We start from the raw sequence: 11,469 nt of genomic DNA, 5'->3' as shown, positions 1-11,469 counted from the left end.
GAGGTGAATCTTGGTGGTCAGTCCACCTCGAGATCGGCCGAGGGCGTGATCTTGTGGTTCGTCCGTTTCTCGGCGCCCCCTTTAGCGCCTGCAGCGTGCTGGTGGGCTCGCACGATGGTCGAGTCGACCGACACCAGCCAGTCGATGTCACCGGCCGCGTCCGCGTCGGCCTGCACTCCGGCCAGCATCCGCTCGAACGTCCCGTCCAGGGCCCACCTGCGGAAACGGGTGTAGATCGACTGCCAGGACCCGTAACGGGCGGGCACGTCCCGCCACGCTGCCCCGGCCCGGACCTTCCACACGATCCCGTTGAGCACCCGCCGGTCATCGACCCGCGGCCGACCACCCGTCACCGCCGACGGCAGATACCTCGACAGGGCTTCCCACTCGACGTCAGACAACTCGTAGCGACGACCCACGCGCTACATCATCCGATACCAAGATCCTTTGAAGACACTGCCTAGTGCAGACACTCTCCCGGTCGGCCATATTCCCGCAGTCTCTCCCTTCGCTGGACTCTGTGGTCCAGTAATCATGTCTCATCGAGGTTTGCCGTGCCGCCCTGTCGACGAGTCTTGAACTGGTACTTCCCGCGCCCGACGATAGTAGTCACGTGACCCACAACTGGACTTGACAGACCAGTTTTACCGTCGCTAGCTTCGGGACGTCCAGCGGGGCGCCCTCCGGTAGCGACGAGGTGCCCGACTTGCCCGTCGGCATGAGGTTCGGCAGACGTCGCCACCCACGTCGGGCGACATCCCTCGCGCCCCAACCGCCACCGGGTGGGGGTGGGTGGGCACGGCGCCGAGGCTTGTCGCCGCCATTGCTGGGAAACGGACATGTGCTCCTCGGGCCGGTGCAGACGAGGGCGGGATACGGGAGGTATCTGATGAAGGCGATCGTGGTAACGGACCAGGCTGCCGGAACGGCCGGAATGACGCTTGTGGAGCGGCCTGAGCCGGAACCGGCCCTCAACGACGTCATCGTCCGGATTCATGCGTCCGGGTTCGTCCCGACCGAGATGGCGTGGCCCTCGACCTGGACCGATCGCCTCGGCCGTGACCGGACGCCGTCGATCCCCGGGCACGAACTGGCCGGAGTGGTCACCGCGCTCGGGTATGGCACGACGGGACTGTCGGTGAGTCAGCGGGTGTTCGGCCTCACGGACTGGACCCGCGACGGCACCCTTGCGGAGTATGCGGCCGTGGAGGCGCGCAACCTCGCGCCGCTGCCCGGCGACGTCGACTTCACGGTGGGCGCGAGCCTGCCGATCTCCGGCCTGACCGCCTGGCAGGGACTGTTCGAGCACGGCCGCCTCCGAACGGGGCAGAGCGTCCTCGTGCACGGCGCTGCCGGCGCAGTCGGTTCGATGGTGACGCAGCTCGCGCGTGAGTTCGGCGCCTACGTCATCGGCACCGGACGCGCTGCCGACCGTGCGAAGGCGCTCGACTTCGGCGTCCAGGAGTTCGTCGACCTCGAGAACGACGCCCTCGAAGCCGTCGGTGGAGTCGATCTGGTCTTCGACGTCATCGGTGGCGACATCGGGAAGCGGTCGGCGGGCCTGATTCGAGCCGGAGGAACCCTGGTGTCCGTCGTCGGGCCGCCCGCGGCGCGACCCGCCGACGGCCTGGCGATCGATTTCGTCGTGACGCCTGATCGCGCCCAACTGGGGGAGATCGTCGGGCGGGTACGGGACGGGCGACTGCGGACGAACATCGGCAACGTCGCGGACCTCGACGACGCCGTCAACGCTCTCAACCCCACCGAGCGGATCACCGGAAAGACGATCATCCGCACTCACTCGTGAGGATTCGGGGACTCGACACTCGTGGTCAGAGCCTCCCCGGAAATTCTTCCGAGGAGGCTCTGACCACTGCTGGTGAATCGGTTGGTCAGCTCAGAGGCGCGGGTCCTGCTGAACCTTCAGGGCATTGAGGATCGGGTCGCTCTCGCCCTTGTCGCGGCGAAGCTCGATCTTCAGGTCGCCACCGGCGTGCTCGACGGTGACCGTGTTCGTGTCCGCGGTCAGCGCACCGACAGTCGCCTGCACGTCGTGGTCGTAGAGCACGACCTTGCCGTCGGCGAGCACATCGAAGGTGCGCTTGCCGGCCTTGACCTTGTCGATCTCCGCGAAGTCGAGGCCGATCCGGTACGTGCCGGCGGGAGCGTTCTTGAACACGTAGGTGAACGTCTCGCCGGTCCGCTGGGTGCGGAACAGCGCGTCGTCCTCGGTGCCGGCGATGTCGGCCCTTGTGGTGTCCACCTTTCCGCCGACGTGGCCCCAGGCCCGCGAACCGAGCGCCTGGTCGGGCGCCCAGAAGAAGCCGTCGGAGTCGACGTACCCCGACCCGCCCGCGTCGACGCCCTTCCAGTAGGCGGACGTCGCCAGGCGGACCGGCTTGAACTGGGCCTCGCCCTTACCGGCGTTCGACGACACGAGCAGGTCCCCGACGAGCACGCCGGGCGTGATGCCGGCGTTGTCGGCCGTCACCGTGACCGTGGTGGACGTGCCGGCCGCGAGCGTGACCGTGCCTGTCGCGGCCGCGCCCGTGAGGGTCAGCCAGGCAAGGTCGGCGGCCTCGTGTCCGCCGTCGCTGGTGCGCTTCTGCTCGCTGACCCGCACGTCGAGCGGGGCGGAGCCGGTGTTGGTGACTGTCACGTCGGCCGTCGCCTTCTGGCCCTTGTCGAGGAGCCAGTCGAGGTCGGCTCCGGTGACGGTGGCGATGCCCGTGGTCAACGCCGTGTCGACGACCTCGGCCTGGTCCTTCTTCGTGATGGTCACGGGGTGGCTGGCGGTGACGTAGTTCGGCGCCTCGATCTGCACCGTGTTCTCACCGACCAGCGCCTGGGTCTTCCAGCGGCCCTTCTCGTCGACCGGGATGACCCGCTCACCACTCGGCCCCGTGAGCCTGACGATCGCGTCGGCGATCGGCTTGCCGTCGTTCTTGTCGGTGACCGTTCCCTCGATCGTGCCCGCGGACGGGAGGGTGTACTCCAGACCCAGGCCGGCCTTCAGGACGGGCTGGCCGAAGGAGTACTGGCCGGCGGGGTTGCGCGTCAGGCTCTCCACGCCGACAGTCGCCGACGAGCCCTTGGTGAGGGGGTTGTCGCCGCCGACGCCGTCGGCGTACCCGATCTGGATCCGTCCGTCGGCGATCAGGGTGACCGAGAAGCTCACGCGAGCCGTCTGGTCACCGTAGAAGGCGACGTTGCGCCACTCGATCACCTGCGCCGCCAGACCGTCCACGGTCGTCGTGCCGTAGTAGATGCCCGCCTCGTCGTCGACGATGAGGTCGTCCCACAGCGGATAGATCGCGTCGATCGGGTACGGCGACGGGAGTGCCGCGTTGCTGCCCAACGTGCTGGCGCGGTCGAAGGCCAGCGTGCCGTTCGTCGTCACGCACACGCCGTCCCAGGCCGTGTCGTAGAACGGGAACACGAAGCTGGAGTCGAACCACAGCACGCCGCAGAGGTCGTCGCCGTGCCACCCGGACTCCTGGGTGCCCTGGCGGTAGAGCCCGTCGGTCACCTTCATCGAGTACGAGCGGCCGGCGGGCGCCACCGGTACCGGACCCGGATCCGGCTGCTCGGGCTCGGGGTCCGGCTCCACCGCGTCCGCGCGCGGGTCGAGCGTCACCCGCAGCGCGGCGATGCTCGGGGCCTTCAGGCCCTTCGAGCCCCGCAGCTCCACGGTCAGCGGACCGCCCGCGTGCTGCACGACAGCCCTACGCCAGTCGGCGGCGTTCGGCCCCACGGCCGCGGCCGCGTCGTACGCGTAGTCCGTCAGCGCCCCGTCCACGACGACGTCGAACACCCGCTTGCCCTTGGCCACCTTGTCGATCTCGGCGAACCCGAGGTCGATCGCGTAGGTGCCCTTGGGCGCGTCGGGGAACGTGTAGAACAGTTGCTTGTCCGCAGTGGTGCGCTGTGACTGGAACAGGGCGTCGTCAGTCGTGCCGGCGATCCCGGCGTTCGTGGCGGCGACAGTCGTCTTGCCCTGGTAGCCCCACGCCTTCTTGCTGCCGGGCTGGTCGGCCGACCAGGTGTAGCCGGAGCCGTCGCTGAACTTCGCGCCGCCGGCGTTGACACCGACCTGGTACTTCGTGGTCGTGAGCGTCACCGGGACGTAGGTCTTGGACTGACGTCCGGAGTCGGACCGCACCACGATGTTCGCCCCGAGGACTCCGGGCTTGGCGCCCTTCGAGGAGATCGAGACCTTGACCGTCGTCGACTCGCCCGGGGCGAGGCTGCCGCCGGTCGAGGAGAGCGACAGCCACGGCAGGTCGGTGAGCAGGTCGTCCTCGACGTCGACGAGCACGACGTCGTCGGCGACCTGGTCCACTGCCCACAGCGCACCTGTCGAGTCGGTCTCGAGGCCGCCGCCCTGGCCCGCCTTCTGCCCGGGGAACCACCACGCGTTCACCAGCGAGCAGTCGTCGGGGTCGACCTGGAGCAGGCGGGTGGGCCGGTTCGAGGTGAGGTCGGTGTACCAGATGGTGTCGGACGCCTGGTTGTAGGCCAGGCCCATCACCTCGGGCAGCGGCGGGGAGCAGAAGGACAGCAGCGCACCCGGGTTGTCGTGCGACGTGCCGGCGACGGTGCCGATCATGCCGTTCTGCCGGCCGCCGACGTAGAACACGTCCTGCGTCGGGTTGTAGGCGAGTCCGGTCAGCTGAAGCGTGGACCAGTCACCCTTGATCTGCCTCGTCTCCTTGCCGGTGTCGGTGTCGAAGCAGTGGATGAAGCTGGCCGGGCTGTCCTCCATCTGGCACATGTCACCGGTCCTGGTGTCCAGCGCCATGTCGAACGCCCGGTACGCGGGGTTCCACGCCGCGTCGAAAACCTTCCCGGTCGGCTTGCCCGTCACCGTGTAGGCGGTGTTGGTCCGCGCGTTGTAGTCGTGGACCCAGACGTCGCCGTCGTACCCGACGCCGGAGGGCTCCTTCTCCGCGATCGTGCCGGGGATGGCGATCCGGGTGATGACGTCACCGCCGGAGGTCGTACCGACCTTGGCGGCCGCCTGTGCTTCCGCGGCGCTGGCCGTCGCGGCCCTGCCGTCGACGTTCGACGGCTTCATACCGCTCGCGCCGGCCTTCCACGCGGCCAGGTCGATCGTGCTGGCCGCGCCCTTCCCGGTGCGCCCGGTGGCGCCGGCGGCGTCGAGCTCGGGGTGGCGCGCGGCCTCACCCAGGTCGTACGTGAGGGGGGCGGAGCCGTTGTTGGTGAGCGTCAGCGAGCCCACGCCGTTCTGGTCGGTGCCCAACACGGCGTCGAGGCCGTCGGCCTTCAGCCCGGCCACACCCGTGGTCAGGCGCGCGTCGATAGTCGCCTTCGCGTAGAGCTTGTCGAGGGAGAACGGGTACGCCGCGGTCGTGTAGTTCGGCGCGTCGACGGTCATGGTGTAGTCGCCGACCGGAAGCTGGCGATGCACGACGCCGGTCCCGTTGGTCGTGACCGTCTCGACGAGCCCGTCCTTGTTGCTGAAGGAGACCTTGGCGCCGGCCACCGGCTGTCCGTCGTTCTTGTCGACGACCGTCGCGTCGAGATACCCGAAGTCAGGCATGTCGTAGGTGACGACCATCCCGTCGCGCAGCACCGGGGCCTTGTCGGAGAACCGGATGCCGTCGACGCCGGCCCAGCCCTGGATGCCGGTGACAGCGTGCGCGCCGGCGGTCACCGGGTCGTCGGACCCGATGCCGTCACCGTACCCGAAGATCACGGTGCCGGAGCGGGTGAGCGTGGCCGAGAAGCTGACCGGCTCGGTGTATTCCGTCCGGTCCGGATAGGCCCAGAGCTTGGCGTTGCGGTACTCGACGACGAACGCGTCCTCGCCGTTGACCTTGGTGGCTGCCGTGAAGACGCCCCCGCCGGGGGCGAACTCGACGGGGGTCTCGACGTAGAACGGGAAGATGCCCGCACCGCCGTAGCCGGGTCCGGTGGCGCCGTCCGGGGCGATCACGCCGCGCAGGCCGACGCCGAGGCTGTCGTGGCTGCCGTTGTAGAGCGCGATCGGGAACGGCAGCTGCACCGTCGCCCACACGCCACTGCCGAACGCGACCGGGTCGGTGCCGCGCAGGTATTCGCCCTCGGAGACGGCGCAGCTGTAGCCGCCCTTGTCGACGACGAGCCCGACCGGGATCTCGGCCGACGGATTCTGCGCGCCGACGGTCAGCGGGACCGTGCTGGGCGAGAAGCAGGCGTTGGGCTTGACGGCCAGCTTGTACGCGCCCTCGGGCACAGCCGTGATCGTGAACGCGCCGTTGGCATCCGTGCGTACCGGCTTCAGCGGCGTGTCCGTGACGGCCACGTCGGCGTTCGGGACGGGGCGTTTCTTGTCGTCGACGACCCTGCCGCTGATGTCGTGCCGCACGGCGGCCGTGAGCGGCAGCTTGACCGAGGTGTCCTGGCCGAGGGTGACCGTGACCTTGGCGGTCGCGGTCAGGTAGCCGAAGACCTTGGTGCTGAGCTGGTAGTCGCCGACCGGGAGGTTCGTCGTGAACCGGCCGTCCTTGTCGGTGCCGATCGACCGGCTGAACGGCCCGCTGATCGTCACCTCGGCAGCGGGGACCGGGGCGCCGTCTGCGGTGACGACACCGGTGAGGGTGCCGCCCTTGCGGGGCGCGAGCTCCAGCAGGCGGACGAGGTCGAGCCGGCCCTCGCCGTACTTGTTGTTGATCTCGGCGGTGCCGCCGCACTCGGTGTCGTCGACGTCGACGGCCGATTCGCCGAGCAGGCGACGGGTCTCCTCGACCTGCCCGATGAGCGTCGGGTCGTAGCTCCACAGCGCCGCGACGGCCCCGGCGACGTGCGGCGCCGCCATCGAGGTGCCGGACATCTCGACGTAGCTGTCGTTCGGATAGGACGATCGGACACCGTCCCCCGGAGCGGAGATCTCGGGCTTGATCCGGCCGCCCTCACCCTCGCCCTTGCGGGAGAACGCCGCGAGCGTGCCGTCCGACGAGTAGGCGCCGACGGAGTAGGCGCTCGTGGCGGAGCCGGGGGAGGAGACGGTGTCGCAGTCCGCGTACGGCGTGGTGTTGCCCGACGACCAGACGCTGAACATGCCTGCGGCGCTCCAGGCCTCGTCGATGGCCTGGAAGAAGTCGTCGAAGTTGTGCTCGACGGTCTGGCCCCACGAGTTGTTGATGACGTGGGGGCGCTTGGACGGGTCGGGGTTGTTGCCCTGGAGGTCGGTCGGGGCGAGCAGCCACCAGCCGGACCGCAGCAGCGACTCGACGCCTGTGCTGTCGCAGCAGCCGTTCGTCGCGATCCACTGCGCGTCCGGCGCGACGCCGACGTGGTTGGCGCCGTCGTCACCGACCATGGTGCCCATGGTGTGCGTGCCGTGTCCGTTGTCGTCGCACGGCGCTCCCGTGCACGTGCCCCGGGTGGCCATCCAGTTGTAGTTGTGGTCGACGGTGCCGTCGGGCTTCGTGCCGCGGTACTGGCTCGTCAGGGCGGGGTGGTCGAACTGGACGCCCGAGTCGAGGTTGGACACGGTGATGCCCGCGCCGGTGGCGCCCATGGCCCACGCCTCGGGGGCGTGGATGGCGTCCAGACCCCAGGTGACGGCCCCTGCCTCGGCGGCCTTCTTTCCGGCGGCGGGGCGGGCAGCCTGGTCAGTGGGGACCTTCTCGTCCACGGGCTCGACAAGCGCGACCTGCGGCGTCGCGTGGATCTCGGCGACCTGCACCTTCGAGGCCACGTTGAGGGCGAGCTTCTCGGTACCCCCCTTGACGAGCACCGCGTTGGCGATCGGGTAGGAGGTGTACTTGACGCCCGCCCGGTCGAGGTCGCTGGAGACGGCGGCCAGGGATTTCGTCGCCGCAGCGGTCAGCGCGTCGTAGACGAACTGACCACGAGCGGTCCAGTCGGTGAGCTTCTTCGCCGGCCCGAGGTCGGCTCCGGTCTCGAACGTGATCCAGAAGTCGGACTGTGGCTGCGCGCGGAAGCGGTCCTTCAGGTTCGAGGCGATCTTGTTGGCGGGGCCTGGATCCGGCTCGGCGGCGGACGCCGGCGGTGCCTGGATCATGCTCAGGCCGACCGCTACGGCAAGCGAAGCCGCGAGGGCTTTGAGTCTCATGAGAGTCCTTCGACCTACAGGGGTTGGTAGGGGTCGTGGTTCATGTGGTCGTCGCCACCGTCGGCGTCATGGGCGTCGGGAGCGTTGACGAGCGGCTCGCGGGGCGGCTCAGGTGGCGGCTGCTGCTCGATGGCGGCGTCGTCACGCGCGACGTGTCGCTCAGGCATGCATCGCCCAGGGGCTATGAATCATGGAGTCATGCTCGGCGGGACGCGTGACCTTCGCTATCCAGCGGATACGTCAATATTCACGACGCGTCGTCGAGCGAGTCCTCTTCTGCGAACACTCCGGCCTCCACGGCCTTGACCGCGAGAGCCGTCCGGGAGCTCACCTTCAACTTGCGCATCGCCGCACGCAGTTGCTGATCCACTGTGGCCGGGGACTTGGCCAGGATCCGGCTGATCTCGCGGTTCGTCTTGCCGGCGACAACCAGTTGGACCACGTCGAGCTCGCGAGGCGAGAGTTCGTCGCCGTACCCGCGTCGGCCGCCGCGCCACAGGCGCGGGACCTCGGCGCCGTGCTCGCGAAGCCGCTGCGCGACACGGTCCGCATCGCCGCGCGCTCCGAGCCGGAACAGCTGCTCGTACTGCGTCGCCAGCAGCTCTCGGCCCTGGTCGAACTGGCCGTGCGCGACGAGTGCCTCGGCCTGACGCTCGCGGGCCAGCATGGCGTCGTAGGGGCGGGGCAACGCGCTCCAGGCGCGCGCCGCCCGGTCCCACGCCGTCGCCGCGCGGCCGTGGTCTCCGGCCGCGGCGAGCAGCAGGGCACGGCACACCGTGAGCGCGGCGCGAGGCGCGGGCGCCGTACGGCCGCGCAGTCCCCTGGCGAACTGGTCGCCCAGGCGTGTGGCGGCCTTCCGGTCGCCCGCGGCGAGGTGCGCTTCGATCCGGGCGGGAACGAGATCCGTCGCCCAGATCCAGATGCCCTTGCGCCGGACGGTGTCCATCGGCTCGTTCGTGATCTGCAGTGCCCGGCCGCTGTTTCCGTCCGTCAGCCACAGTCTGGCCAACGCGGCGGCGGCCTCCATCGTGTCGTCGGCCGCGCCGAGACGGGCGGACTCCTCGAGGACCAGTCGGAACTGCTCCTCCGCGGCGCGCCGCCGTCCGGCCGCGGCCGCCAGCCGGGCAGCGAGGCGAATGCTGCCGAGATAGTGCGCCGGTCGGTCGCGGTCGGCGTCGGCGAGTGCCGCGCTCCGCTCCGCGAGGCCCTCCCAGCGACCGGTGAGCCACGCCAGGTTGGCCTGTTCGAGTCGGACGTTGTGGTGCAACCGGAACGCCTGCTCGGCGTCGGCGAGGCGCAGGGCCACGGCGAGGTGTTCCTCCGCGTCGGCGTACCGACCCCAGATCAGCGCGCCGGTCCCGATGTTCGCGTGGATGCGGGCCACGTCGAGACGCTCCGCCGCGGTCGCGCCGTCGACGGGCAGGTCGGCGACGACGTCCCAGGCCTCCTCCTCGCCGAGCATGAGCAGCGCCGCGGCGCGGTTGCCGGCCAGGTTGAGCCGCTCCGCGGGAGAGTCGAACTCGGCGGTGAGCTCAGCGGCGCGATCCAGCCAACGTCGATGCGTCGACGCCGGCCACGGTCCCGCGTAGGCCCAGCCGAGGTAGGTCATCGCCCGAGCCGCCTCGACCGGGTCATGGTCGAGGTTGGCCACCGCCTGCTCCAGCTCGCTGAGCGCGGCCTGCGCCTCGCCCCCGGTGATGAGGAGCCGGCCCAGGGGGTTGCGGATCTCGGCCTGCTGCCGGGCGGAGAGGCCGGGGGTCTCCAACACCGAGCGCAGAGTACGGATCACGCGGTGGTAGACCCCGTCGACCGGTTCACGGCGGCCCAGTGCGGCGACTCCGGCGATGCGCGCGACCCGTGCCCGATCCACCGGCGGCAGCACGGCCCGCGACATCAGATCGACAAGCAGGTCGACCGCCTTGGTGTGGTCACCCGAGGCCATGGCAAGCTCGGCGCCCTGCTCGGCGTACCGCGCCCAGGAACGGGTTTCGCCCGCCTCGCGGAAGTGGTGGGCAAGGCGTGCCACCGCCGGCGGATGAACGTGCTCCAGGGCCCGGCCGGCCAGCAAATGGAAGTGTCTGCGGTCGGTCAACGGGATCGCCTCGTAGACGGCCGTCGCGGCCAGCACGTGCCGGAACCGCCACCGGCCGCGGTCGTCGCCGTCGAGGACACCGGCACTGGCCGCCTCCGCGACAGCTCCTGAGCACGCGGCTGGTGACAGGCCGGCGGTCATCGCGATCGTGGCCACCGAGGACCGCTCGGCCAACGTGGCCGCGGCCCGCAACACCTGCTGCGCCGTCGGCGACAGACGGCTCACCCGTTCCCGGGTGGAGTCGCGCACCGTCGGCGGCACCTGTAGCTCGCGCAGCTTCAGCCGTACCCACTGTCCGTCGCGAAAGACGAGGTCGGCGCGGTCGCACATCAGGCGGACCGACTCCTCAAGCGCCAGCGGAACACCGCCGGTCCGCTCGTGCATGAACGTCGTGAACTCCTGCGATATCGGGTTGCCGTCCAGCATCGAGGACACCAGCGCCGCCGTGTCGTCGGCTCGCATGGGTGCCAGGGCGATCCTCAGCTGGGTCACGCCAGCAGGCAACCGGGACGTCAGCCGCAACAACAGCGATCCGTCGTCCACCTCCTCCGGCCGATAGGAGATCACGAGGCTTGGCCCGTGCGACTGCTGTCGGGAGGTGACGAACAGCAGGAACTCCAGGGTCACCTCGTCGGCCCAGTGCGCGTCCTCGAGCACGAGCACGTCGACACGCAGGGCCCGCAGCAGCTCGTCCAGGGCGCGGAACAGGCGATGCCGTGCCGCCTTCGCGTCGTCCAGGGGCGGCAGTGCCGGTGGCAGGTCCGCGGACCATTCCGGGAACAGGGGCTGCAACGCACCCGCGAGCTCGGTCAGCCGCAGGCGCGACACCGGGCGGTCGATGCCCCGGAACGCGTCGACGATCGGCCCCAACGTCAGCGACTCGCGAAGCGGTGGGCACACCGACACCAGGGCGGTGCGCCTCTCCGGCGCGGCCAGCCACTCTCGCAGCAGTCGGCTCTTCCCGATCCCCGCCTCGCCCTCCACCAGCACGATCGCGGGTGGGCGGGCCAGGGCGCCGCGAAGCGCCGCCATCTCCCGATCACGGCCCACGAACTGCGGCGTGGAGACGGTCGGTGCAGTCCCGTCGTCCTCGGGGGAGGGGTCGAGCATGCGTGATGATCTCGCTTTTCCCTGCTCGGGCACAAGTGCCAGGGCGGCGACGCGCGTTGTGGGATCCCCAGCGGTATCGCGGCTGCGCCAGTGCGCCCGAGAAGTCGCGCACCAACCCGCTTGCCCGTCGGGGCGGGACTGCCTAGCTTGCTCATCATGGTGAACGACTGTCGTCACGCGGACG

4 protein-coding genes and 1 pseudogene are annotated in these 11,469 nt (G+C 70.0%); 1 reads left to right on the top strand and 4 read right to left on the bottom strand.

Going from position 1 to position 11,469, the window contains the following annotated elements:
- A pseudogene (locus tag MILUP08_RS22740) lies at positions 1-419 on the bottom strand (IS5 family transposase); the annotation flags it as partial.
- Positions 420-718: 299 nt separating this feature from the next.
- Here MILUP08_RS22740 and MILUP08_RS22735 point away from each other — a divergent pair.
- Positions 719-1,807, top strand: a complete 1,089-nt coding sequence (locus MILUP08_RS22735) for an NADP-dependent oxidoreductase (RefSeq protein WP_337588145.1) — start codon at positions 719-721, stop codon at positions 1,805-1,807.
- A 90-nt stretch (positions 1,808-1,897) separates the two neighbouring features.
- Here MILUP08_RS22735 and MILUP08_RS22730 read toward each other — a convergent pair whose 3' ends face one another.
- The 3 genes from MILUP08_RS22730 to MILUP08_RS22725 all read right to left on the bottom strand — a co-directional run bounded on the left by MILUP08_RS22730 (position 1,898) and on the right by MILUP08_RS22725 (position 11,462).
- Positions 1,898-8,083 carry a S8 family serine peptidase gene (locus MILUP08_RS22730; RefSeq protein ID WP_007462038.1) on the bottom strand — a complete coding sequence of 2,062 codons (6,186 nt, stop codon included), beginning with the start codon at positions 8,081-8,083 and terminating at the stop codon, positions 1,898-1,900.
- Positions 8,084-8,097: 14 nt separating this feature from the next.
- Positions 8,098-8,250 carry a hypothetical protein gene (locus tag MILUP08_RS36045; protein WP_167626060.1) on the bottom strand — a complete coding sequence of 51 codons (153 nt, stop codon included), beginning with the start codon at positions 8,248-8,250 and terminating at the stop codon, positions 8,098-8,100.
- Between the two features lie 80 nt (positions 8,251-8,330).
- The gene (locus tag MILUP08_RS22725) at positions 8,331-11,462 is read right to left on the bottom strand and encodes an ATP-binding protein (RefSeq protein ID WP_237747170.1); all 3,132 of its coding nucleotides are present in this window, start codon (positions 11,460-11,462) and stop codon (positions 8,331-8,333) included.
- Between the last annotated feature and the right edge of the window lie 7 nt (positions 11,463-11,469).

Origin of the sequence: Micromonospora lupini str. Lupac 08 (assembly GCF_000297395.2) — a bacterium.
GTDB classification, from domain to species: Bacteria; Actinomycetota; Actinomycetes; order Mycobacteriales; family Micromonosporaceae; genus Micromonospora; species Micromonospora lupini.
Note: the sequence above shows the minus strand (reverse complement) of the source record. Positions and strands in the feature narration are given on the sequence as shown.

Excerpts from the sequence above, each read along its gene's own strand:
- MILUP08_RS22735 (WP_337588145.1), top strand. The coding sequence starts at position 719 with ATGAGGTTCGGCAGACGTCGCCACCCACGTCGGGCGACATCCCTCGCG.
- MILUP08_RS36045 (WP_167626060.1), bottom strand. The coding sequence starts at position 8,250 with ATGCCTGAGCGACACGTCGCGCGTGACGACGCCGCCATCGAGCAGCAG.
- MILUP08_RS22730 (WP_007462038.1), bottom strand. The coding sequence starts at position 8,083 with ATGAGACTCAAAGCCCTCGCGGCTTCGCTTGCCGTAGCGGTCGGCCTG.